Raw genomic sequence first — 25,473 nt, forward strand, 5'->3', positions numbered from 1 at the left:
TCGGATCTTGAGTTCGAAGTAGCTGCTGATGATTACTACGTAATGGTTTCACATCGTAATCATTTAGCAATTCTTTCTGCCAATACAGTAGCATTATCATCTACGGTTACTGCCTTAGATTTTAGTGCATCCACTACGGTAACGCAAGGAGGAGGAAACGCTGTAGTGGACTTAGGTACTGGAGTATTTGCAATGTTAGGTGGTGATTTTGATGAAAATGGTCAGATACAAAATTCGGATGTCAATGCAGTAGTGCTATTGCTTGGAGGGTCTGGATATTCCTTAGCGGATATGGATATGAATGGTCAAATTCAAAATACAGATATCAACAATGTAATGAATGCCAACCTTGGAAAAGGAGAGCAATTTTAGATACGTAACATAAATAATGGATTAGAAAATTTGAATCAGTCAAAGTATCTTCCTGAGGTAGATATGTAGAAGGCATTTCATTTTCTAATCCATTATTTGCTTTAAAGAGAATCACAAACTTCGCTGTAATGTAAATACAATCCCCTCAAATAGTAAATGTCTTTTTATTGCTTGTACCAATACCCTTTTTTAGCTTCAGTAAAAAGGCTTTCCCCCAAACAATAAACCTATGAAGAAAATAGCTTTACTTATCATGTTATTGAGCTGTACGATGGTGATGGCTCAATTCAATTCTGAAGCGCCTTGGATGAAGCAAATACTACAAAAGAAAAGCTCAGGAAAACCTACGTTTGCTGATGTACAACAGGCCTTCGAAACCTATTGGAAAACCAACGATAAAGATGCTAAAGGAAGTGGTTATAAACCATTTAAACGATGGGAGCAATTATGGAGAAGAAGAGTAAAATCTGACGGAAGTCTTCCCACAGGGAAGGAAATTTGGGAAGCCTGGGAAGCAAAAAAACTTTTTAGTAGTAACAAAAGTAAGGCGTCTGTTAGAGGTGCTTTGATGACAGATTTGAGTAATTGGCAACCTATTGGTCCTAATAATCATGTACAAGCCAATGCGCAACCTGCTGGACAAGGACGCCTAAATGCTGTAACCATAGATCCAAATAACCCTAATATCTGGTATGTAGGCTCACCTAATGGAGGACTTTGGAAATCAACAAACGATGGAGGTAATTGGAGTCCTATGACTGATGAATTACCTAGAGTAGGGGTTTCGGCAATTGCAGTTGATTATAACAATTCGAATATTATTTATATTGCTACAGGAGATGATGATGCTGATCAAACACCTACGATTGGAGTGATGAAATCAACAGATGGAGGTGTGACTTGGAATCCAACAGGATTAAATGTAAATACTCTCGGAAATGTTACCCAATTAAGCGAATTGTTTATAGACCCTAATAACTCCAATAAGTTAGTATGTGCTTCTAATCAAGGAGTTTTTACTTCTTCAGATGCGGGAGTTACCTGGTCTCAAACACTTAATGGTAATAATATTAGAGATTTGCGCCTAAAACCAGGAGATGCTAGCGTTATCTATTGTGTAAGTCCTACAGCTTTTTACCGCTCTGCAGATGGAGGTGTAAACTTTACACAAGTCACCAGCGGTGTTCCTACCAATGTTCGCAGAATGGTGATTGATGTTACACCAGCAGATTCAAATTATGTATATATTTTTAGTTCGGATGCCAATAATGAGAGATGGCATGGTATTTATCGTTCAACCGATAGTGGACAAACGTTCTCTACAAGGGAAGAGGGAGCTGGCAGTTTGATTGGTAACAGTCAGGTCTGGTACAATTTCGCAATGGGTGTTTCGGATACCAATCCAAATGAACTTTATACAGGGGTGATGGATGTTTGGAAATCTACTAATGGAGGCCAATCATGGGACAAATTAAACCGCTGGGATCAGTTAACGGAAGCCTATACACATGCGGATATTCATGGAATTCGAGTTGTAGGAGGCAAGGTATTTGTAGTTTCGGATGGAGGAATCTATTCCAGTTCAGATGGAGGAACAAACTTTACCCCACACTACCAAGATTTACAAATCGGTGAGTTTTTTAATGTAGCTGTGGCTCAAGGTAATCCAGGAAATATTGCAGGAGGATTACAAGATAATGGTGGTTTTGGAGTAGGTGTTAATGGAGAATACAGAGCCTATCATCCAGGAGATGGAGTAAATGCACTAATTACTCCTACCGATGATAATATGTATTATGGTCTTATACAAAACGGTGATATTTTATATGTTTCTAATCGTGGAGACGGTCAGTTGGCTCGTGTATATCGACCATCCAATGCAGGAGCTGGAGTTTGGGTGCCACCTTTATCTGCCGATGCTAATGGAGATGTATTTGCTGCTTGGAGTAATTTATTCAAACTAAACCGAACCAATTATTCATGGGAGCTCGTAGGTTCTTTAGGGGGATATACAGATGTTATGGAAATTGCACCTTCAGACCCTAACCGGATAGTATCCTCCAGTCATCAAAGTTTACGAGTGAGTAAGGATGGTGGTCAGACTATTGATTTTACGATCAATGCTGTTGGGAATGCTATTGCAGGGATCGCTATTCATCCTACAAATCCAGATGTGATGTGGATTACTACGGATGGTAATGGCCCTAATAAAGGAATTCATAAGACTACAGATGGAGGACGCACGTGGACAGATATTACGTATAATTTTCCAGTGGCAACAGAATACCCTGAAGAAATAGTACACCAGCCAGAACATTCTTTGAATCCTATATATGTGTCTACTGATTTAGGAGTATACCGATTGGATGATAGCAGTAACACTTGGGAACCCTTTATGAAAGGATTACCGAATACCAAAATAGAAGATTTAGAAATCAATATCGAAGACCAAACATTAACTGCCGGAACTTATGGACGAGGGATATGGCGTACTTCTATTCCTGTAGAATTGCTGCAAGAAGATGTTCGTTTGGCTAAAATTGTAAGTCCTCAAACTTCTGACTCGAATTGTGGAAGTATCAACCCTCAAATTAATGTTCGAAATAACGGAATCAATACGCTAAACGCTATTGATATTACATATACAGTGGATGGTGGTACTCCGGATGGAATGACTTGGACAGGTACGTTGCTTTCTAATCAGGAAATAGCAATTGATCTTCCAGAAATAAAATTGCCCTCAGGAACATATCAGTTAACGGTAAATGTCAATTCTGCCAACGATGAAAATGCAGCGAACAATCAACGCTCACAAACATTTACGATCAATGATACAGGAGTGTTAAATACGATAAATACTTTTGAAACGGCTTCAGATAATTTAATCGTTCAAGGAGGTGTTTGGCAGCGAGGAGTTCCTTCAGGAAATCGATTAAATGCTAGCAGTAGTGGTACTAGGGCCTATGGAACCAATTTATCAGGAAACTATCCTCTCAGCGCAAATGCATTTTTGGTAACTAATTGCTTTGATTTTACAACCATTCAAAATCCAGTGTTAAAATTTCAAATGGCATTTGATTTAGAAACCAATTATGATTGGGGAAATGTAGAATATACAATCAATGGAGGACAAACCTGGAATACTTTAGGTCGGAAAACAAGTCAACCGAATTGGTATAATAGTGATTTGGACGGAAGTAATTTCAATGGAGATTGTTATGGATGTCCAGGAGCACAATGGACCGGTCGAAATACTACACTTAGGCAGTATGCGTATGATTTTACTGCTAATGCGGCAAATGGAGAAACGGACCTGACAACTGCAAAACATATTTCTTTTCGATTTAGATTGTATGCTGATAGCTATTTAAATTGGGAAGGAATGGTGATCGATGATTTGGTGATAGAAGGTGTAGATATTACTTCCAGAATACGACCTGTTGTATTTTTAGAAGGAGCATCAATGAATCCTTTGAATGGAGAAGAGCATTTGATGCGAGATGATCTGAGAGTTGCAGGAATTATACCCAATACCTCTCCTTATGCAGATGGTTTGATTATACCTTCATCCATGCTTACTACTACTGGGCCTGATGCTATTGTAGATTGGGTTTGGTTAGAGTTTAGAGATGCCGCTAATCAAGCAACTATTGTAGCGAGTCGTTCTGCCTTGTTGCAACGTGATGGAGACATTGTAGAGGTTGACGGTAACCAGGACTTAAAACTAGATTTGGTGGCTGGAAACTATTATTTAGCTATAACCCATAGAAATCATTTAGGAATTATTTCAGAATCACCATACTCCTTAACATCAACTGCGACAACAGTCAATTTAAGTATAGATACTTCAACCATTACAGGAGGTGCTAATGCCGTAGTATTACTAAATAATGGAAAATATGCTATGATAGCTGGTGATTATGACAAAAATGGGCAAATACAAAATTCTGATATCAATCAGGTAATACAACTATTAGGTAATAGTGGATATCACAAGGCAGATATGGATATGAATGGCCAGATACAAAATACCGATGTAAATAATCTGATGAATCCTAATCTGGGAAAAGGAGAACAATAGACGACCATCTTTAAAATAAAAATAGGGTAAAGGAGAAGATGCCTGTATTACCTACATAAGGAAAACAAAAAGTAATTCTATAATGAACAAAAATACCCTTTTCGTCATATTGCTGCTTTGTAGCATGTTAGGCTTTTCACAATCTTTTAACTATCAAGCTGTTGTAAGAAATAGTACAGGAGAGCCTATCGTAAATCAATCGATTGGTGTTCAGGTACAGATTTTAGAAGGAGCTGCACCTGATACCGTAGTGTATACTGAAACTCATACGGTAACTTCCTCTGCTCAAGGAGTGATTTCATTACCTGTTGGAACGGGAACAACTTCAGATACTTTTAATACTGTTAATTGGAGTCAGCAAAACCAATGGATTGGTATTGCTGTTGATATTACGGGAGGTACTACATATACCAGTTTAGGAACTAGTAAATTACAGCAAGTACCTTATGCATTATATGCAGCTAGTTCAGGAAACCAAGTGTTTTCTAATACAGCGAATGTAACGAGTAATGCATCTGGTACAATTGCTACTGATGATTTCGTTTTTGGAGGAACCCAGTTAAATAATGATGCAACAACAAATGATGATGATAGTCGTTTTTTCTTTGATAAAAGTAAAGCGGCGTTTAGAGCAGGAATTACAATTGATGATATACAAGATGGAGGCATAGGAAATCAATGGGATGACGCAAATGTAGGTTTTGGTTCTGTAGCTATGGGGCTTTCTCCAGTAGCAACTACTGAGGGAGCGGTATCTATAGGAAGATTTAACCAAGTAACAGGAGAGACTGGGTTTGCCATGGGAAATGGTAATAATGTTGCTGGGGATTATGCAGGTTCTTTGGGAGTGGAAAACAAATCAAATGCATTATTTTCTATTGTTTTAGGAGCCAATAATGAAGCTAATAGTTATGGGCAGACTACGATAGGGTATTACAATGCAATTGCCAATGGAAACCTTACAACACCTATCGCTGCGGATAGACTTTTTGTGGTTGGTAATGGAACATTTTCAAATAAGAGTAATGCTTTAGTCATGCTCAAAAATGGAAATACGACTTTAAACGGATCCTTAACGATTGATGGTGACAATCAAGGTTCAGGAACCTCCTATACCTTACCTGCTCAAGATGGAGCAGCCAATCAGGTAATGACTACAGATGGTACTGGAAATGTCTCTTGGGCAGCAGTGGGTGAAGCCTTCTCAACAACTTCAAATGTTACCAGCAATATTGTAGGAGATATTGCTACCGATGACTTTGTATTCGGGAGTACACAATTAGCAAATGATACTAATACAAATGATGATAATAGGAGAATGTTTTTTGACAAAAGTAAAGGAGCTTTTAGAGTTGGTTCTACACTAAGTACAGAATGGGACGATATCAATGTAGGTGATTTATCTGTAGCGATTGGGCAACAAGGAATAGCTAGTGGTGCTTCTTCTGTTGCTATCGGACCATTCGCAAATGCTTTGGCTTTGGAATCTACAGCTATCGGTTTTAGTTCTTCTGCAAATGGTAGAATGTCTGTGGCTATTGGTCGTAGTACTATTGCAGAATCTAGGGAACAAATTACATTAGGAGCTTCTAATACAATCGTTACAGGAAATGAAAGCGATTGGGTAGCTACAGATCGTCTCTTTGTTATTGGTAATGGTAATAGTCTTGCTGGAACACGTAGTGATGCTTTAACAATATTGAAAAATGGGAATACAACTTTAAATGGTTCATTAACTATCGATGGAGACAATCAGGGAACAGGAACATCTTATACCTTACCTGCACAAGATGGAACAGCCAATCAGGTAATGACTACAGATGGAGCTGGAAATGTTAGTTGGATAGACTATGGGTTGGAAGCGGTTTCAAGTCCTACATTTAGTTCAGGATGGGAAAACTATAGTGTTGCACACGGTACTGGTTTTGAAGATGCCAGGTATTATGTGGATAATGGTCGTGTGTATTTAGGAGGTTTAATACGTAAAACCTCTGGAATTAATGCCGGAGAAATTATGTTGACCTTACCTTTAGGATATAGACCCTTGAAACAACGAATTTTTACAGTTTCTACGGAGGCAGGAATTGTGAGAATAGATGTAGCAGCTAATGGAACCGTTATTTATAATGCGCCTGCTTATAACGGTGGACAAAATTGGGTATCTCTTGACGGAATTTCCTTTAGAATAGATTAGAAAATAGAGGCCTTTAAAAAGAATTAATTCATACCCCTATGAATGTTTATAAAAGCCATCCTGGATCCATTGGGATGGTTTTTTTATAAAGAGTAAAAAAATAAATAGGGTATATCCAGACTTAGCTGTACTCTTAATAACGAATAAAAGTTTATCAAAATAATGTATAAATGAAATGCGCCATAACAATGAGGTGATATCACCAAAATTAGTATTGGCGAATTCTATTTGACATTTATAGAAAAATAAAATATATACAAATGAAAAAAACTACCCCTTTTTTAATCCTACTATTTTTTAGCCTACTAGGGTATTCGCAATCTTTTAATTATCAAGCAGTGGTGAGAGATGCTGCAGGAGATCCTATTGTAAATCAATCCATTGGAGTACAAGTACAAATCTTTGAAGGTGTGGCGCCGGATAATTTGGTGTATACCGAAACACATACAATTACCTCTAGTGCACAAGGAGTCATTTCTTTGGCTGTGGGTACCGGAACTACTGCTAATACGTTTAATACTATAAACTGGAGTCAGCAAAACCAATGGATTGGTATTGCTGTAGACGTAACTGGTGGAACTACGTATGTAAATTTAGGAACTACTAAACTACAACAAGTACCCTATGCTTTATATGCGGCAAACTCAGGAGATAAAACATTTGAGACTACGAATAATGTAACTAGTAATGCTTCTGGAGATATTGCTACCGATGATTTTGTATTTGGTAGTACCCAATTAGCGGATGATACCAATACAATGGATGATAATATTAGAATGTTTTTTGATAAGAGTAAAGGAGCTTTTAGAGCTGGATTTGCAGAAAACACCGAGTGGGATGATGCTAATGTTGGACCTCGATCTGTAGCTTTTGGAAATCAAAATACGGTAAGTGCTTTTCAATCGTTTGCTATGGGAGCACAAAACAATATTACTGGTCCTACTTCTGCAACCTTTGGTACTAACAATACCATTACGGGTATTGGAACTTTTAGCACAGGTGAGCGATTAACTGCTGAGGCAAGAAGCCAAGTCACTATTGGATATTTAAATACAGCTCAAGCTGGAAATGCATTAATAAAAGTCCCTACGGATCGTTTGTTCGTAATTGGTAATGGGTTTGATGAAACTAGTAGAAGTGATGCCTTGGTAATGCTAAAAAATGGAAATACAACCTTAAATGGTCAATTGACGATTGATGGTGATAACCAAGGTAGTGGTAATGCTTATACTTTACCGGCACAAGATGGAGCYGCTAATCAAATCATGAGTACAGATGGTTCAGGAAATGTATCTTGGATCAATCAACCTGTAATTCCTACTGCTGGATTTTCTACAACTGCAAATGTGACAAGTAATAGTAATGGAACGATTGCAACAGATGATTTTGTTTTTGGTAGTTCACAATTGGATGATATTGAAAACAACGCAGCTGATAATGTTAGAATGTATTTTGATAAAAGTAAAGGGGCATTTAGAGCAGGTAGTGCTGTAGCTTCCGATGGATTTACAGGCGATTGGAATACCGGAAATACAGGGTCATTTTCTGTAGCAATGGGACGAGGAAATTTAGTTCAAGGTATAGCAGCAACATCTTTCGGTACGTATAACAATGCGGGAGGAGAAAATGCTTTCGCTACAGGTTTTAACAATTTAGCATCTCGTCCTTCTACGGTTGCATTAGGAGCAAATAATAGTGTTTCTGGATTTTATGCAGTGGGTATTGGTCGAGGAACGCAGTCTACAAGTTATGGACAACATACTGTAGGATTATTTAGTGAATATGTAGATGGGAGTGATTCTGGATATGTAGCTACGGATCCTTTGTTTATTATCGGAAATGGGCCAAGTGATGGTGTGAGAAGTAATGCTTTAGTGATGCGTAAAAACGGAAACACACAATTAAACGGATCTTTAACGATTGATGGAGATAATGCAGGTGCTGGAGCAGCATATACTTTACCAGCACAAGATGGTACTGCCAATCAAATCATGAGTACGGATGGTTCAGGAAATGTGTCTTGGATTAATAATAGTGTGGCTAGTACCGGATTAGAACAGATAACAGAAGGTAGTAATACAGGATGGAGATTGGCAGGGAGAGATCCAGCGTTTTATGGCAATATTGGAGATAATGCAGTGGATTTAAGTATTTCAGAATTTGCAAGTACAGATAGTGGTGCCACTGGAACCTATGCTGTAGCAATAGGACAAAGAGTAGTGGCTTCAGCTGGCAATTCTATTGCAATAGGAGATGCCGTTCAAGCGACCAATAACTATGCAACTGCAATAGGATATGGTAATATAGCTTCAGGATATCGATCTTTTGCGGCTGGAGAAAGTAATACAGCTTCAGCAAGCAGCTCAACGGCACTTGGGTATAGCTCAACAGCCTCTGGACGAGCATCTATGGCATTGGGAAGAGGAACTACTGCTTCAGGAGTATATGCTACCACAACTGGTTTCTTTACCAATGCAGAAGCACAAAATTCTTTTGCTTTAGGACGTTTTAATGTGGGTGGTGGAACTGCAGATTCTTGGGTAACGACAGATCCATTATTTGAAATAGGAAACGGAAGCTCTTCAACAAGTAAATCAAATGCTTTAACGATCTTAAAAAATGGAAATGCTCAGTTAAATGGATCTTTAACGATTGATGGAGATAATGCAGGTTCTGGTGCGGCATATACCTTGCCAGCACAAGATGGAACTGCGAATCAAGTGATGAGTACGGATGGAGCAGGAAATGTTTCCTGGACAGCTTTTAGCCCAAATGATCCGGATGCAGATCCTACCAATGAAATTGAATTACCAGCAGGAGGAAGTAACGGACAAATCTTGCGTACCAATGGTAGCGGTGGCTATTCATGGGTGAATGATGCGGTAAACGATGCTGATAACGATCCTACAAATGAGATCGAACTACCCGCTGGAGGAACAAACGGACAAGTATTGATTAGTGATGGTTCTGGAGGATCTCAATGGACTTCTAATGTTTCTGCCGCTACCGTAACAACACCAGCATTAACAATTACAGGATTACCTGCTTTTGCTGCTGACTTAGATGGAACTAAAGTGCTATCAGGTGCAGGAAGTTTCAATAATTTATCTGGTTGGAGAACCAGTGATGCATCCTTACCAAAAAATTTATTTGATAATGGAAATCACTTTAATGAGACTACAGGAGAATTTACAGCACCAGTGGACGGATTTTATCAGTTTAATGCGCAAGTGCGATTTGATGGTGTGAGTACAGGATATATTCGTTTATTATTTGGTGTTAATGGTACTACAAGTTTAAACAATGGTTTACATGCTATTGAAGAAGCAGAAGGAGCTGCTGAAGGAATTGATTACCATACATTGAATGTAAGTGGGGTTATGAAGTTGAATGCTAATGATAAAGTAACGGTTATCATATATACAAGTTCTGATACTTCTTGGTCTATTAATGATGAAAGTGGATTTAATGGATACTTAATTAGTAGATTTTAAATAGTCGATACATTTAGTTAGCTTTTATATATTTTATTCTGAAGAAAAGTAGCTTGGAAACAAGCTACTTTTTTGTTTTAGGATATTTTTCTGAATAGCACGTATCATCAAAACTAATCTTTGGGAAGTTCGATTTTTATTTTGGTAATATTCTTCAAATCAATGGTAATGATAATACCAGAATCTCCATAACAGATTAAATGTTCCTCTTTTATTTCTGCCTTACAAATCGGATTTGAAAATGTAAAAAAGATAGCCCAATTCAAGATTCCTGATAGGGAAGTGGATGCAATAAATCCTTCATTACCCATACCTCCATCTCCAAAAACAAATTTTTGATTTTGATATTCAAACGCTCCATGAAAAATATCGCATTCAACCCAGATATCATCATTATATTTTTCAAGACTTTCTAAGGTAGTATCACATGTTGGAGACCAATAGCGTTTCGTTTCACCATTATTCGGGTTATAAGTACTGTAGGCATTTGCTATGATAATATCTCCTTCTCCCATAATGATGGCATCATATCCTGGCAAATATCCTTGTTTCCATTTTTCTTGTATTTTCGGGTGCATGGTATATTCTAATTCGTTGAAGTCTATTCGTTCTGTTTCTTTCAAAAAAGCTTCTGGTAAACCTTCTAAAAACTGTTTGAGTTCGGCCACTTTTTCAATTACAAAATTATCATTGTTTAACTTGTTAAGTTYAATTTTTTCTGTTTCCATAGGTGCTAATCCTTCATTAAAAGAACTGCACAACTGATATTTAAAATGGATAACTTCCTTGCCAATTTCAATACTAATCAGAGCTGTTAAAAAATGAGGTTTTATCGTACTATTAGACCATTGGTAATCATCAAAGTCTAATTCTAGTCGCCATTGTCTATTTGCTCCCCAAGCTGCATATTCAAAATAATGTTCAATAGGCAGTGGATGATGAAATTCATTTTCTTCTAAAATTTGTTCGTATGCAGGAGTAATAGCTTCTTTAATTAAAGGAAGTTGTTCTCGTATTAAGGAGTTGATTTCCTGATAAAACAAACTTTCTTTTACAAATGCTAATGCTGCCATGGTATATAGGTTTAATATCCTTGATGAGGTTTATAAAAGATAGTTTCCTTCATATCATATACACCTATATAATACTGAAGGACTTCATCGAAAGTGGCTAATTCGATTGGATCATTAAATCTAGGGAGAATCATAAAAGAGTGGTTTGTCAGATATACATGCTCACCATCAAATGTATGTGCTATCAACATACTATCTAGTATGGCATCTTTCTGCTGGCTGTTTTTCCATTCCCATAGATCAATATCGTTTATAAAATTATTCTCAAAAAAATCTTTATCAGGAGATATTACATTCAGGTATTCTACTTTTTCAGAAAGAACTCCATATCCATACTCTTTAATGAATTGTACATAAGATGTTGATACTTCAAAATCCATCACATTGCTTATGTTATCAATGTCTATGTTTATTTTTTCTCCTATAATCTCCAAATTCATAGTATATTCTAGTATTTAAATTGTTTTAGTCCAGCTTTTATATACCCAATCATTATCCCTTAAAAGCTGATGTTCTTCGCAATCAAAAGTTTCCTGAACTGAAAAAATATCACCTCGATCCATAGCCTCTTTTGTCCAGATGTTAAACAAATCTGTTTTGTCATGTAATGATATTAATTGTTCTTTTATCTTTTTAAAACAGTAGATACCACCAAACATACCATTGCCGTAAGGACTATAATTCGAATATTTACAACTTAAACAAGTATTGATATAAATATGTTCTGGTAATTGGTTCTGTAAGGCTATTAAGGCGTCTTCCATCCATTCTAACTTCTTTTCTACAGTAAATTTCCCAAATGATGTGTGTAATGTCAAACTATTCAATTCATGGTCTAGTCCGTCTATGGTAGTATCATCACCAACTACAATATATGCTTCTAGATTTTCCTCAAATAGTTCTTTTGAGCTAGTGTTGTAGAGTTTTATGGGCATAGAAATCAAGAATGAACAATTGGTGAGATCTCCGGAACCATCTGCAAACATCTGATAATCGAATTTTTCATGATCAATTTTATCAGCAGTTAATTGATCAAAATCAGGTCCATCAAAATTGATATCTCTTATGGTGGTTATCAATTCACTACCATCGGATTTTATAACGATCTGTTCTGTTCCTCTTTTATCTTGGTATGTAGTTTTGTAATGTCTCATAACTGTTATTTTTCAATCATAAAAGGAAAACCGATATCTTCTATGGTATGAGGTGTGTCTGCTGAAACAGCTTTACACTGAAATTCGAACGTAGCTTCCTCAATACCATCTTGTAATGTAAAACCTCCTAAAATAGTAATAGCATAGATGCCATTTGCTATTCGTATTTTTTGTCTAACTCCTAATTCGGTAGCTTCTTTTAAGCGATGTACACCACCATCTTTTGTCCAATTCTTTAAATAGGGTACTGTTACTACACAAATTTCATTATGAATAACTTCAAGGATGTATCCTGTTTTTTCGAATACTAACGAACTTGTATCTTTTGTAAATATAGAAGGTTCATTATCGATATTAAAAAAGATAGTATACGGTTGATTTATAATACCACCCATCGGAATCATAACTCCTTTTTGAACTGCTACTTCAGCACTTTCATTCGTAGTAAATTCGTTCATAAGATCGTCACCCAAATGATGCTCATGTTTAAAACGTACTAAATTGGCGGGATCTGTAAGAAAAAAATAGTCCCAAGTATCATTTAAACATTCCGTAAATTTTATCATAGTGCATCTTTAATTAAAACTCGGGTGTTATTTTACTATTTTTTCAAATGCGGTCAACATTTCCATAATATCCTTAAGAGTTTCCTTTCGTTCTTCGTCCAAACACATTTCAAATAGAACGTATGTATTAGGGTTGTTATAAATAGTTTGTAAGGCAGTGTAAATTGGTTTTACTTCTTCTATTTTGAATTCGGTCTGTATGGTTGTCGTTCCATAAGCTTTGGTTAGATCCACCAATCCGTTTGATTTGCCTTCAATAATTATAGCTGATAACCCGATAATTAGATCTTCGAAATGAATATACTGCTCGTACTTTGAATTGGTGAACATTACGTTATTATCTGTTCGATCTTCGAGTAAACTTGGTGTATCGATATATTTTTTAAGATCTGTATTCTTATAAATCAAATCTAAAGTTAGGATATCATCTTTGGATATCTGTTCTACTAACTCTAAAAAATCGCCTCCAAAGTCAGAACCAAAGGCGGTATCTTTCCATTTTTCAATCATATCTAATCGTTCTTTATTATGTGGGTTTTATTTATATCCATAAATGGTAAAAACATCTTTTTCTTGCTCAAAAGGGATATTCAATTTATGCAGCAATTGGTTTAATTCTTCTGTTTGATCTAAAATTTTTGGTGATACCAAACGACCTTGAAATATTTGATAGGTTGCTCTTATTTCTAACCATTCAATGGTGAAAAAAATAGGTAATCCTTCTTCCCAAAAACTAGACCAGTCACCTTGATACTTTGGAGGACTAGGAAAATCATTAAATGTAAACTTTGCCTTATCCCACTGAATTAGTTTTTCGTTATACGCAGGCGGAAAAGGTAACGTTGCTATATCTTGTTGTAATGCTAACCATTTGGTGTCATTCATTACAGAAGATAGGTTTTTACTAGCTACGATTGTTGCTACTTGTTCCTTTAGTTTTATAATATCTTTGTCGTTCGATGTGAAATACTTGTATTTTTCGAATACGGACATATGCAATACATCCTTGGATATGTATAAATTATGTTGATCTTGATTTATCATAGTTTTCTTTTACTAATCGATCAATATTCTTCCTTTATTGATGCTATTTCTTGGGAGTATTAATGTTCAAGGTTTGGTTATTGTTTTTACCTAATTCGGAGCAAAATTGTTTGGATCAATATCATTAAAAGCATCTTTTATCATTATGGTATATTGAAATTTATCATCAATATATAAGGTTTTTATATACTTCTCTACTGTAGGACGATTACTGGTTGAAGTGTCTGTTTTATGTAAATTATGTATTATATATAGATAATTATTATAGTCTGTAGTTTTATTTGTTAATAAGAACTTTTGATCATTAGTTATTTGTAATTGATAGTAAATTTTATTTATAGAATTTATCATAGACAATTCATTAAGTAATTTGATAGGTAAACTTGGTCTTGTTTGGTTATAGTAATTTAGATCTAAGAAGATGTCATTTTCACTATCTCCTGTCAATGAATCTAAAATTAAGGATCTATTCATTTCTAGAAATTCAAGAATTTCTACATATTTATTTAACTGTACTGAAGCCTTTATACTATTGTATTCTGTTAAAAGAATTTCTTTTCTTTTTTCCTCTGAGGCTGGTTTGGCGGGAAAAATGAAAATATAACTAATAATGCTGGCAACAATAACAGTTGAAGCCACTAATACGATTAAACAACCTTTTTTCATATACTACAGTTTCATATCTTGAGAGTATCTTTTCTTTCTCCAATCCCTATACTACCGCTGACTCCAATGATCAATACCTTTTTATTTTTAGGGTTTACAACTATATTCATTTCATCTTCGTACATAAATGGAATCCAGTATTTATATAAAGTCTTCCAACTTATTTCTGCTGCAGTATATCTTCCCCAAAAAAAGTAGATAATATCATGCTCTTCCCAATCAAGTCTATGTTTTACATGTTTTTCAAAAGCTGAATACTCATTTTGGTTCCAACTAGTTCCCCAATTCCATTCTTGTGCAAAAGACTTGACATTTGTAATGTTCCAATTTTCATCAGATTTTACCATCATTAAATGACGATGTTTTTCAGAAACATATGTATTCCACAGTTGCTTAGCATAGTTTTCAGATAGCGGTTTTATTTTATTTGGAATGGTATCATCTGTATTAAAGAACCGCTGTGAGCATTCTATAAAAAACTCTTTGATATAAAACCATTCACTAAAGTTGATATATTTTTTGTTTTTTTCGATTTCAATTAATTGAGCTTGCTGATCATTCCACTTTTCTATTGCGGATTCTACAGTTCCATGCGTTATAAGCAGTTGTTTTGCCTCGCTTAAACCAATATGAAGTGCATCTCGAATATGTTTTATTTTTTCTATACTCATACAATCTTTAATTGACTATTCTTGATAATCTAGTATTTCATAACTCACATTTTCAGACTCCATATATGTTCTTATATCTTCCAGGTTTTTCCAGATAAAACCTCCTTCATGCCTACAAATGTAAATTCCATCACTTTCAAAAGCGATACTAATATTGGGCATCTTTCCTGTGTTGCCAGGCTTTCTGAAATCCCAATACAGCTTATTGTCAAATTCATATTTTTTATCAAATATGTTGTTCTGTTCTAATAGTTGTTGGACTTCAGAAATTTGTTTCTGATGCAACTTTGCTATTATTTTATATTCGAACCCCATGAATTAATCTCCTAAAGCTTTTAGTGTTATTCCTTTATCCGAAAAATGTGCAATCTTCCTTCTAAACTCCTGAATGACTTTGGTCTTTTCTTTATCCATATTTGATTCAGTAGTAAGGTTAGTATCTATCATTTGAATGATCATTTTTAGATGTGTTACTTTTAATTGTGTATCTCCATATGGATCTATAAAAATTCCAGTTTGCTGCGTAAACTCTATAAATATAGATTCTAAGTAGGCATATTCAGTATCATTTACTCCAAATAGATATTCATTCGTATCTAATCTATGAAAATCCAATGCCATACCTATCGAGTAAAGACATTTCGAATTCCATCAAAAATTTTCCAACAGGTATCTTTGTCCAAACCTTTTGGGTGTTCCACTTTCCAATGTCCCATACTTGCTCTTAAGGTATTATACATACTGAATAATTGATATACCAATTCTTTTGAAATGGTTTTTTTATCCGCATAATAGTATTCTATAGCTTGTAGGGCTTCTATGAATTTTTCAATTCGTTTTTCTTCTACATCAGCACTCATTCTGAATAAGGTGTCTAATCCGTTTTGCGAATTATATTCTTTATGGATTAATTTTTTAGCTTCTTCTGCTGTCATGATTACTGATTTTTATTTTGATATTCTGTAATAGAAATATTTTGACAAATAATTTCTACTTGATTGTTGCTGTCTAATACTTTGTATTTTTCATTATCAAACTGAATTTCTATATCGGCATTGTCCCAATCAAAATAGCCATTCATTGTAATAGGTTCATGCATAGAAATTACCAAATAGGGGATATCATCTATGTATCGATTTTCACTAATTTTTAATTGTAGTTTTCTATGGTTTACTGTCAAATTAAATAATCTTGCTTCTTTGCCTTTCCATTTATCCAGTAAAGAAGTAGCATGTCTCAATATTGGATGCGCTTGTAATGATGGAGTTATCTGTTTTGTACTAATCATTTTTTGATCAATTTATATAGAAGTATGCTAGTTATGAGTAACCCAATAATGGATAGCAACCCGTAAACTTCTTTTGCTTGTTCATGATATACGATACCTTCTTCTGAAAAATAAGTGCCGTTTGCATCGTATGGAAGCTTAGCTTTTTCGATATACATCCAAATGCAGAACGCTGTAATACATCCTATGATGCATATGAATATGTAACCTATAGTCTTTTTATTCATTTTTATCTGATTTGAAATTCATTCATCCAACAAGCGATCGCTTCATTCAGCTTTATATAATCAGTATCATATTGTACTGCCATTGGTAACAACCCTAATTCTTTGACTTTATCTGTTTTATAATGGTCTTCTAATTCAATTTTTTTATACTCAAGATACCCTACTAGGCATTTTAATTGCCCATTAGTAAATAAAGAAAATCGCTCTTTGTGAAATCTTCTATATTCGATATCCGTAGTTTCTTTACAAATGGTTGTAAAGGATAGTAAAAAATCATCTATATCTGGTGTGTCGCTCATTGATATAATCTCTTGATTCATCAAATCATCTTCTTCATTTTTGTAAACACCTAATGCTAATAATAGATATTTTGGGATATGAAATCGCAATCCTTTGGCATCAAAAAAAGATAAAGAGCTACTACATTCATATAGGCTTTTTATCGAGATAGTATTCCAATCTGATAGTTCATCTTTAGCTCTCAACGTTTGGCATTCCATAGCACTTAATCGATCATCATGACCTTGTGCTTCCCAGAGACCAATACCATCTTCGAGCTTTACATTCTTAAAAGCATGTTTTATTTTATGTATTAGTTCATTTTTTTTAACCATACTACTAATTGCTGAGATCTTAAAAACTGATTTGACCTAACTATTCATATTTTACAGCTATCTTATTTTCTCCCCATCTTTTGTTTCGTTCAATAGAAATTAGTTTTCCCTTACTATCATACCGATAGCTTTCTAAGATTTTTTCATTCAATGTTTCTTGTATCAAATTACCAGTATCATCATAAGTAAAGCCTAGATCTTGATCAGAGTAACTAGATCGATGATTAATTTCAATCTTTTTAATTCTATTGTTGGTATTATAATCATAGGTTAGATAGGTATGTTTGCGCTCTTTATCACTCCATTTTTTTACTTCACTTACTTTATGGATTTGATTATGTTCGTTGTACTCTAAAATGATTTTACTCCGCTTACTTTGTATAATTTCTGATAGTAATCCTTTGTCGTTATACTGATATGCTAGCACTTTGGTTTTATTATAAGCTTTATTAGAGTTGATCTTCTGGATAATACACTTTACTAACTTATGCTCATTATATTCATATGTAGAGATCCGATACACTTTTTTAGTACCATAGTTTCGATTCTTTTTTTCAATTAATTGTCCGTTATCGTTGTATACATATACAGTATCATCTGTTTCTATTAAGAACCCATGTTTGTTGTATTTATAGAGATTTTTGTCTCCAAAATGATACTCATCTTCATTGGCAATATCATTAGGGCATACTTCTTTATATCCTGTTTTCAACCCTAATTCATTGTAGTAAACGTTCAAGGAACAAAGTACGATTCCGGCATCTACATATCTTTGCGTATATAAATAAGTAGGGAAGGTCTCTGCCGAAATTTCAATTCTTCCAATAATCTCACCACTATAGATAATTTCTTCTACTTCTTTGGGTAGTCCATAAGGTGTAGACTTTTTATTTTGTAGGCTAATGATTTTCCGTAATGCTCCCTGATGATTGTAAAAGTAAATAGAGTCGTTTTGCTTTTTTATAGCAATACTATCGTTTTCAAAACGTACAATATCATTTTGAGCTGTACTATTAATAGCGAGCAATAGCACAAGAATCAAACTTATTTTATGTAATACATTTCTTGTCATAATGATATCAGGGTTTATACATCTGTACCGTTTTGAATTCTTTTTGATCATCAAGGATTAATTCTAGGCCCATAAAATCCCATATTCCTGTAGAATTTACTTTGTGATCCTTTGGAAATAATGCATAATAATATTCTTTACTAAAGTCATTGTATCCTATTTCATCATCGATCTTAAACTCTAGTTGTAGTTCTTTTTTTAATCGATCTACCGAAATAGTACCACTTCTTCCCATAGCGTTGATCACTTTTTGATAATTAGTGATGGTCAATTCTCTATCCTGAACTACTTTAGCATGAGCATTCAAGTCTAGATAAAACCAACCAGCCAAGAGTCCCAATAGTATGGTTGAAATTCCGAATATGATCGTAAGTAGTTTAAACTTCATTATTTTCTTTTTTGCTAGTTAACCAATCTGTTATTTTTTGAAATTCTATAGAGGAAAGTTGCGTACCATACACTTCTCTTATGGTTTCTCCGGCTTGTACTTTTTGATACTGARTGGCAAACTGATGATCTGTTGAATTATAGTAAATATATACCATTGGCAAACGGCATCTTTCGTCATAATTTTTACCTAATGAAAGCCCTAACGCATAATGCGATTGACTTGGGTAATACATATTCCAAAACCCTAAGGTTTTAAACGTATATATCAGATCTAATAAAGGTTGAAGCTTTTTATTTTCAACTTTAATCCATAGCGAACACCATTTTACCATGGTTTCCCATTGTACTAATTGATCTTCGGATTTCATTCCGTTGATGATCTCTTTATAGCGTTCTCTGATATTCATAATTACTTTTGTTTTTGCTTTCTCCAGCGATATGGATTTTCGGCTACCAAGCTAAATGATGTCAAATGAAAATCATTAGTATCTAAATCTTCTATATCATCTACATTATCAAAAGTCAATTCTATACCACTATCTAATCGTAACAATACTCCCAGTACATCTGTTTTCTTTTTAAAGTCAATATTGTGACGATTTAGTTCGCTAATCATATACATAAGATTTAGTTTATCGATATCTTCAAAAACCCATTTGTTAAGTTGTATTTGATGACTACTTTCTAATTTACCTTCATACCAATGGTCAGAAAATATGAGATACAATTCTTTGTTTTTAAAATGTAGCTCGATACCTCCATACGTCCAAATGTTTACTTTTTCCGTTAGGAAGTCTAAGTCATAATCATCGGGATCTGGAAAATTATGGATAATCCATTCTTTGGTTTGTCCTAATTGTAAACAATCGAATTTTCCAGTTTTAAAAAACTCTAACAGATCTATGTCTATGGGTGTTGGTAATTGCATGTTTCTTAAAGCATCAGTATTATTCTTTTGTACTAAGTTAACAATAGGATAGGTATAGATGAAATAGTCAATCCATATTCGCTGAGTATGAATTGATATCTGCAGATTGAGATCCTATTATAATTCAGGATAATGATTCTGCTGAATTAAAAAATAGTAGGTAATCTATTTCTAAAAAAGTAGCATTCACTGTGCATACTAATGGTAACTTTCAGCTGATGTTGTTTTTTCGCAGTATTCAGCAGGTACTGTTCTATACTTAGGATTGCCGAGATCATTTTTCTCCCCATACCATATACCTAAATGGTCAATAGGGATATTATTTTCACCTTCAATAGCAACAATTACTCCAATATCGTTTCCTACTTTGACAAAATCACCTTTATGTAATTGCTTCATTTGTTTTTTGATTTAGTGTTTTCTGGAAAAATAGTATTTACTATTAGTCTTACTTATAATTAAAAATATTGATCTTCCCATACCCGAAAAGGAATATAAGGTAACCCATAAAAAATAGCTATTTCTGGTTTTTTTAGTTGTAATAGGTATTCTTTTTTTTCCAAACCGTTACCTGCTAAATTGACTTCTTTTAAATCAGGGAGTGTGTTTAATATACTTATATCTGAAATTTTATTGCTATATAAATTAAGCTGTTCTAATTTTTTAAGGTCTTTTAAGCCCTCTATATTTTCTATGCTACCATTTTCTGAAAGGTCCAATACTTTTAGGTTTGTCAGCTTTTCGAGATTTTGTAAATGAGTCATATTGCAACAACTTAAGTCAAGCTTTTCAAGATTAGGTATACCGTCAAAAAATGCTGTGTCTGCTACATTTAAATCACATTGTACTACTAAAACTTTGRGTGTATTTAGTTTGCCTAAATTGATTTTAGAAATTCCGCTAATCTTTACATTCTCCACATTAGGAAATTGCTCTAAAGTAATAATCTCAGTGTCATCTGATCCTTCTAGCACTAATGTTTTTAAAGATTTTATAGGACCCACTTGATTGATGTGCGTATCTTCATCTAATCGTAAATACGTTAGATTATGCAAGATGTCTAATCTCGTATTTTTTAAATTACCGTAAAGCGTAAAGTTTTTTAATTGTTGGAGATGTTCTATACCTTTAAATTCAATAGAAAAATAACACCAAAATTCTAATGTCTCTAAGTTTGTTAATGCGCTAATATCTAGTGTTATAGTATCTTTGGGTTCAGGTTCAATATCTATGAATAATCGTAATCTTTTAAGGGTTTTAAATGCTAGAATATTTTTTGCTTGTTCAATAGAGGTTACTGTGATATCTAAAGATTCTAATGCTGTGAATTCTTTGATACATGAAATGTTTTTCACTTCATCTTCATCTATCTTTAGTTTTTTTAGTTGATGTTTTAAGGGTAAAAGTTTTTTTAAATCAATCAATCCTTTTTCATGTGGATTCGTGAAAAATGTTATTGTTTCTAATCCCGTAAACGCTTTTAAATGTTCCGACTCTTTTAATTCTGATTGATTAAAATACAGTTCATTTATTTGAGGTGCTATGGGTATAAAATTACCAATGTTAACAGTACTATATTCGAAATCCAATTTTTCGAGCTTGGTAAAGTGTTGTAAAAACACCATATTATTAGGTACGTATTGCTGAAATTCTAGACTCTTGATATAATGTGCTACCGATGCTAAATTTTGTAAGTTAACTTTTGCTTTTGTACGAGATCTTTCCTCACCAATTGTACAATAATTTATAGTAAATGTGTTTGAGTTATCTTGGGAAAGTTGTTGGTCTTTTATCATAGTCCCAGCATCGATATCTAAACGCTCTAGCTTAGAAAATTGAGATATATTTTTAATTGAATTAATGGTACAATTATTTAAACCAATATGTTGTACATTTTCTGATATGGGTAAAAATAAATCTATGATATCAAAGGTCATATTGCTTAGTATAATCCTGATAAAATTTCGATCTGGTTTTGACGTATGAATGATATCATGTTCCGATTGTTCAATAGTTACTCCAGTTAATCGTAAATCGTATAGCTTTGGAAAAAGATTGATTTCATAAAAATTACGGATGATACAATTCGTTATAAAAATATGATCAATCTTTTTTGCCATGGGTTGTAGTACAGCAAGATGATCAATAGTCATATTTTTAATGTTAATATGTTTCAAATTACCATCGTAATCATGAATGCAACTCCTGTTATGGTATAGTTGCTCTTTATTTTCAATGGTAACATTATCTAAAGTAAACTCATATAACAACTCGAATTTGATGAGGTCACTAATATCCTTAATCGTACAATTGACAAAGGTTAACCTAGATACTTCTTTTACTAAAGGCAAAAAGAGATCCAGATTTTCAATGCTTATATTGTGAATGGTTAACGTAGTTATCCTCTTAGCATGTTCAAAATATTCGTAGGTATTGGTTTGCTCTTTATTATAATCATGCTTTTCAAATATTATGCCGAGTGCTTCTTCTATGTTTTTAAGTTTTTCCATACTATTCTTCCTCATTATTATATTCATTAAATATTAATTGATGAAATCCGTTAATTTTATTTTTCTCATCTTCAGATATGTATCCAATTTTACGGTTAATATCCCGGTTTTTTTAAGGAATATATTTACAACTCAAAATCTTGATCTTCCCATATCCAAAAAGGAACTTCTGGAAGTCCATAAAAAATTGCTGTTTCTGGTTTATCTAATTGCTTTAAAACTTTTGGTCTTTCTATGATATTCCCTGCTAGATTTACTTCCTTTAGCTTTGGTAATGTATTCAAAATACTTATTTCAGATATTTCATTTTCATATAGATTTAACCGTTCTAAACTTTTTAAATTAGCTAACCCATCAATATTTTGAATCCTATTTTCAGAAAGGTTTAGCATTTTTAAATTTGTAAGCTTATCCAATCCATTAATTGCTGTCATACAGTTATTTTCTAAACACAATTTTTCTAGATTAGGAAGATGATCTAAAAAATCTATCTCTTTAGGGAATGTACTGGAAATATCTAATACTCTTAAATTGGGTAAATGTCCTAATGTGATTTTGTTTGTTCCTTTTATGGAAAGCTCTCTTAGGTTAGGGAATTGTTCTAAAGATAAAATTTCATAATCTTCTGTTACATCAATTTCTAATTTTGTTAGTGTATCTATTGCTGGTAAATCACTTATATTTATTGCTTTATTGATCTTTAAATATCGAAGCTTTTTAATTTTATGGATCCCTTTTGCACTGCAATAATCTTTTAGACTAAGTACTTCTAAATTTTGAAGGTTTTTGAGCCCTTTTAGTGTTACTGAATTATCGTTTTCTATATAGAGTTCTTCTATGTTCTTAAGAGCTTCTACATTAAATGTTTGCACTTTTTTTGCTCGAATGTTGATCGATAACTTTTTTAAACTGGGTAATGAAAAAACACGTTGAGCTACCTTTTTTGAAGCATGTAGTATAAAAACGGATTCTAGTGCCGTAAACTGCTGAATACAAGCTAAATTTTTAATACGATTATCAGAAAACTCCCAGAAATCAAATTTCTTTAATTGATTTTTTAATGGAAGTAGTGTTTTAAAATCTTTGAAACTTTGCTTTTGGGTATTTGCATCAATTTTTAATACTTCCAGATTCTTAAAATGTTGTATTTGAGATCTATTTATAATTGTTGATTCTGAAAAATCTAAAGAAACAATTTGTGTTGCTATGGTTAAAAAGTCTTTTAACTTAGCAGAAACGCGATCAAATTTTAATGCATGTAATGATTTGAAATTTAGAAGATATTCATGGTTTGAAATACAATCGTTTTTAAAAGTAATAGATTCTATATGGTTTGCTAAAGCAGCTAGCTTTTCAATATTAAATTCTATTTCTTTTGAATCATTTTCTTCATCATTTTCTGAAATAATACATTCTTTGATCTTAAAAGATGCTATGCTATCATTTACTAATGCTATATCTTTTATTTTCGTGAAAGCATCGATTTCAAATTCCTGTAAGCTGGTAAATTCAACTAACTTTCTGATACTACCAATAGTACAATGGTTGAGGGTAATGCCGTGTACATCTTTTGCGATAGGAAGAAAGAAATCGATATCTTCAAATTCCATTTTGTTTAACCACAACCAAGTAAAGTTTCTGTCAGCTTTAGGCTTGTAGATGACATCTTCTTTAGATTGTTTAATATTCACATTGGTTAAGCGAAGATCATATAGTTTAGGAAATAGATTGACCTCGTAGAAATTATGAAGTGTGCAATTGGTAATAAATACATGATCTAATTGATGCGCTAATGGAAAAAACATACTTAAGTGTTTTATTTCCATGTTTAACAGGTTTACTTGCCGTAAATAACCATCAAAATTTTCATGATCAGTATGAGGGTATAATTTATGTAGATCTGTAATTGTAACGTTATCTAATGTAAGATTGCACAATCCTTTAAAAGAATACATCGCCACTATATTATGAACCGTACAATTGATCAGTTTAATGGTATGTAAATGTTCTGATAGAGGGAACAATACATCAATATTTTCAATAACAATTTCTTGTATTACCAGTTCACGTATGGTTTGATCTTTTTGCCAAACCCTATAGGTATGCATTTGATCTTCCTTTTTGTAATCATACTTTTCTAAGGTAATCCCTAATTGTTCTTCTATATATTGTACTGTGTTGTTCATTTGCTATTCGAATTGAGATATTGAATTCTCTTTTAGTATTCTAAGTCATCAGACACTAATTCAGCTTTTACATTACTACAAATTACAGTGCCATGTAATCCTTCTATACTATCAATTTCAACTTCAATATCATCATGATGATTGCGAAAATCGAGTTGGAGTATGATGTTATTTTGATTATAATCCGTTAGTTGGTTTTCTTTTATACCGCATAATGTTAGTTTCATTTTCTTGTTTACATGAATGAGCTCAATTACTAAGATGATATCCTTATTTTGTTCTTGAAAAGCTATTATTTTATCATAATGACAGGCGGGAAATATTTTTGTTATTTTAATTACTTCTAAAGCTCCTTCAATAGAAGTTAAAGGAGAAAAAAGCAACTGAGCTTTGATACTGCCTACTATTGATTTTTCATACTGTACACTCATATAGACTTCTAACACATTCTTTTTTATAGATTTTAGAGTAATGATAAAAGATTGCTTTTGAGAATCCTTTACCATAAGTAAATCATAGTTGTTATAATTCAAAACCTCTTCAGATTCATACGTTAAGTGAAATGCGTCTTGTACTTTAATACAATCTAAAATCCTTATGTCGCTTTCTTTTGTCAATTGCTTTTTCGTTTAAAAATGGAGCTATATATCCCGCTAGAATTAATAGGATAGATTGTGATCTTATTCTTCTTCTTGCAATTCGCTTAACATTAATTGGAATGCGGTATCTATTCGTTTTTTTTCTTCTTCGTTATAAGCGTCTAAACTCATAGTTAATTCTCTAGCCTTATCTAAAGGAATATTCTGATTTGTTTGTACAAAAGCTATGCATCCCAAAAAGGAAACTCCTTTGTTTTTTAGTTCTGAAACTTTTTCAGAAAGAGATTTTACATCCTTATATCTGTATGCAGCGGCTTCTTTTTTTATGTCTTCTATTTTCATTT

26 protein-coding genes and 1 pseudogene are annotated in these 25,473 nt (G+C 33.5%); 4 read left to right on the plus strand and 23 right to left on the minus strand.

Features of this window, described 5'->3' with window-relative positions; all coding sequences use genetic code 11:
• The 4 genes and pseudogenes from GBO31_RS01360 to GBO31_RS01375 all read left to right on the plus strand — a co-directional run.
• Positions 1-372: pseudogene (locus tag GBO31_RS01360) on the plus strand (hypothetical protein); the annotation flags it as partial.
• Positions 373-601: 229 nt separating this feature from the next.
• Positions 602-4,453 (plus strand): WD40/YVTN/BNR-like repeat-containing protein, encoded by a 3,852-nt coding sequence (locus GBO31_RS01365; RefSeq protein ID WP_219006514.1) that lies wholly within the window; start codon positions 602-604, stop codon positions 4,451-4,453.
• A gap of 82 nt (positions 4,454-4,535) precedes the next feature.
• On the plus strand, positions 4,536-6,647 hold the full coding sequence (locus GBO31_RS01370; RefSeq protein ID WP_219006515.1) for a hypothetical protein: 2,112 nt from the start codon (positions 4,536-4,538) through the stop codon (positions 6,645-6,647).
• Positions 6,648-6,907: 260 nt separating this feature from the next.
• Complete coding sequence (locus tag GBO31_RS01375) at positions 6,908-10,141, plus strand: C1q-like domain-containing protein (protein WP_219006516.1); 3,234 nt, start codon at positions 6,908-6,910, stop codon at positions 10,139-10,141.
• Positions 10,142-10,254: 113 nt separating this feature from the next.
• On the opposite strand, the gene GBO31_RS01380 is transcribed toward GBO31_RS01375, so the two are convergent.
• The 23 genes from GBO31_RS01380 to GBO31_RS01490 form a co-directional block, all read right to left on the minus strand.
• Positions 10,255-11,214: a hypothetical protein gene (locus GBO31_RS01380; RefSeq protein WP_219006517.1), complete on the minus strand. Its 960-nt coding sequence runs from the start codon at positions 11,212-11,214 to the stop codon at positions 10,255-10,257.
• An 11-nt stretch (positions 11,215-11,225) separates the two neighbouring features.
• On the minus strand, positions 11,226-11,654 hold the full coding sequence (locus GBO31_RS01385; protein ID WP_219006518.1) for a hypothetical protein: 429 nt from the start codon (positions 11,652-11,654) through the stop codon (positions 11,226-11,228).
• A 15-nt stretch (positions 11,655-11,669) separates the two neighbouring features.
• The gene (locus GBO31_RS01390; RefSeq protein WP_219006519.1) at positions 11,670-12,368 is read right to left on the minus strand and encodes a DUF6304 family protein; all 699 of its coding nucleotides are present in this window, start codon (positions 12,366-12,368) and stop codon (positions 11,670-11,672) included.
• 5 nt (positions 12,369-12,373) lie between these two features.
• Complete coding sequence (locus GBO31_RS01395; RefSeq protein ID WP_219006520.1) at positions 12,374-12,934, minus strand: hypothetical protein; 561 nt, start codon at positions 12,932-12,934, stop codon at positions 12,374-12,376.
• A 27-nt stretch (positions 12,935-12,961) separates the two neighbouring features.
• Positions 12,962-13,444 (minus strand): imm68 putative immunity domain-containing protein, encoded by a 483-nt coding sequence (locus GBO31_RS01400; protein ID WP_219006521.1) that lies wholly within the window; start codon positions 13,442-13,444, stop codon positions 12,962-12,964.
• A gap of 27 nt (positions 13,445-13,471) precedes the next feature.
• Entirely contained in the window at positions 13,472-13,978 is a 507-nt protein-coding gene (locus GBO31_RS01405) for a DUF6678 family protein (RefSeq protein ID WP_219006522.1), read from the minus strand.
• A gap of 90 nt (positions 13,979-14,068) precedes the next feature.
• Complete coding sequence (locus GBO31_RS01410) at positions 14,069-14,644, minus strand: hypothetical protein (protein WP_219006523.1); 576 nt, start codon at positions 14,642-14,644, stop codon at positions 14,069-14,071.
• 11 nt (positions 14,645-14,655) lie between these two features.
• Positions 14,656-15,315, minus strand: coding sequence for a DUF2947 family protein (locus tag GBO31_RS01415; RefSeq protein WP_219006524.1), 660 nt, complete (start codon positions 15,313-15,315; stop codon positions 14,656-14,658).
• A 15-nt stretch (positions 15,316-15,330) separates the two neighbouring features.
• Positions 15,331-15,630 carry a hypothetical protein gene (locus GBO31_RS01420; protein WP_219006525.1) on the minus strand — a complete coding sequence of 100 codons (300 nt, stop codon included), beginning with the start codon at positions 15,628-15,630 and terminating at the stop codon, positions 15,331-15,333.
• A gap of 3 nt (positions 15,631-15,633) precedes the next feature.
• Positions 15,634-15,936 carry a hypothetical protein gene (locus tag GBO31_RS01425; protein WP_219006526.1) on the minus strand — a complete coding sequence of 101 codons (303 nt, stop codon included), beginning with the start codon at positions 15,934-15,936 and terminating at the stop codon, positions 15,634-15,636.
• A 2-nt stretch (positions 15,937-15,938) separates the two neighbouring features.
• Positions 15,939-16,250, minus strand: coding sequence for a hypothetical protein (locus tag GBO31_RS01430; protein ID WP_219006527.1), 312 nt, complete (start codon positions 16,248-16,250; stop codon positions 15,939-15,941).
• Positions 16,251-16,252: 2 nt separating this feature from the next.
• Positions 16,253-16,603, minus strand: a complete 351-nt coding sequence (locus tag GBO31_RS01435; protein ID WP_219006528.1) for a hypothetical protein — start codon at positions 16,601-16,603, stop codon at positions 16,253-16,255.
• The gene (locus tag GBO31_RS01440; RefSeq protein ID WP_219006529.1) at positions 16,600-16,830 is read right to left on the minus strand and encodes a hypothetical protein; all 231 of its coding nucleotides are present in this window, start codon (positions 16,828-16,830) and stop codon (positions 16,600-16,602) included. Before GBO31_RS01440 ends, GBO31_RS01435 begins: the two co-directional genes overlap by 4 nt.
• A 2-nt stretch (positions 16,831-16,832) precedes the next feature.
• On the minus strand, positions 16,833-17,444 hold the full coding sequence (locus GBO31_RS01445) for a DUF6714 family protein (RefSeq protein ID WP_219006530.1): 612 nt from the start codon (positions 17,442-17,444) through the stop codon (positions 16,833-16,835).
• Between the two features lie 40 nt (positions 17,445-17,484).
• On the minus strand, positions 17,485-18,516 hold the full coding sequence (locus tag GBO31_RS01450; RefSeq protein ID WP_219006531.1) for an RHS repeat domain-containing protein: 1,032 nt from the start codon (positions 18,514-18,516) through the stop codon (positions 17,485-17,487).
• Positions 18,517-18,523: 7 nt separating this feature from the next.
• Entirely contained in the window at positions 18,524-18,904 is a 381-nt protein-coding gene (locus tag GBO31_RS01455) for a hypothetical protein (RefSeq protein ID WP_219006532.1), read from the minus strand.
• Positions 18,894-19,313, minus strand: coding sequence for a hypothetical protein (locus tag GBO31_RS01460; protein ID WP_219006533.1), 420 nt, complete (start codon positions 19,311-19,313; stop codon positions 18,894-18,896). Before GBO31_RS01460 ends, GBO31_RS01455 begins: the two co-directional genes overlap by 11 nt.
• A gap of 2 nt (positions 19,314-19,315) precedes the next feature.
• Positions 19,316-19,834, minus strand: coding sequence for a hypothetical protein (locus GBO31_RS01465; RefSeq protein ID WP_219006534.1), 519 nt, complete (start codon positions 19,832-19,834; stop codon positions 19,316-19,318).
• Between the two features lie 198 nt (positions 19,835-20,032).
• Positions 20,033-20,233: a hypothetical protein gene (locus GBO31_RS01470; protein WP_219006535.1), complete on the minus strand. Its 201-nt coding sequence runs from the start codon at positions 20,231-20,233 to the stop codon at positions 20,033-20,035.
• Positions 20,234-20,292: 59 nt separating this feature from the next.
• Positions 20,293-22,359: a leucine-rich repeat domain-containing protein gene (locus GBO31_RS01475; RefSeq protein WP_219006536.1), complete on the minus strand. Its 2,067-nt coding sequence runs from the start codon at positions 22,357-22,359 to the stop codon at positions 20,293-20,295.
• Positions 22,360-22,469: 110 nt separating this feature from the next.
• Positions 22,470-24,530: a leucine-rich repeat domain-containing protein gene (locus GBO31_RS01480; protein ID WP_219006537.1), complete on the minus strand. Its 2,061-nt coding sequence runs from the start codon at positions 24,528-24,530 to the stop codon at positions 22,470-22,472.
• 32 nt (positions 24,531-24,562) lie between these two features.
• The gene (locus tag GBO31_RS01485) at positions 24,563-25,147 is read right to left on the minus strand and encodes an Imm50 family immunity protein (RefSeq protein ID WP_219006538.1); all 585 of its coding nucleotides are present in this window, start codon (positions 25,145-25,147) and stop codon (positions 24,563-24,565) included.
• 63 nt (positions 25,148-25,210) lie between these two features.
• The gene (locus GBO31_RS01490) at positions 25,211-25,471 is read right to left on the minus strand and encodes a hypothetical protein (protein WP_219006539.1); all 261 of its coding nucleotides are present in this window, start codon (positions 25,469-25,471) and stop codon (positions 25,211-25,213) included.
• Positions 25,472-25,473: the final 2 nt, after the last annotated feature.

It is taken from the genome of Aquimarina litoralis, from assembly GCF_019295435.1.
GTDB classification, from domain to species: domain Bacteria; phylum Bacteroidota; class Bacteroidia; order Flavobacteriales; family Flavobacteriaceae; genus Aquimarina; species Aquimarina litoralis_A.